The sequence below is a fragment of the Hyphomonas sp. UBA3601 genome, from assembly GCF_002375605.1.
Lineage (GTDB): Bacteria > Pseudomonadota > Alphaproteobacteria > Caulobacterales > Hyphomonadaceae > Hyphomonas.
The window spans coordinates 1-208 of sequence record NZ_DFME01000021.1 but is presented as its reverse complement, the minus strand read 5'-3'; the positions used below and the strand labels follow the sequence as shown (position 1 = coordinate 208).

Here is a 208-nt window from a genome sequence, read left to right as displayed (position 1 = left end):
TCGCTCTTGGAAACGACGTCGCCCACGCGCACGATCGGACGCTGGTTGATACAGGAGTTCTGGTTCGACCGGCGGAACTTCGCGAGACGATAGATATCAACGCCCGACTTGGAGCCTTCGAGATCTTCGGTGGCGCGAACCACGATCCGCATTGCGTCGACCTGCTCGACCACACCGGAGCGGCGGGCCGTGATGGCGGCGCGGCTGT

1 protein-coding gene is annotated in these 208 nt (G+C 63.5%); it reads right to left on the bottom strand.

What is annotated here, in order from left to right; all coding sequences use genetic code 11:
* Positions 1–208 (bottom strand): hypothetical protein (locus B4F73_RS01800; RefSeq protein ID WP_290482375.1); only part of this gene is annotated, 208 nt, incomplete at both ends.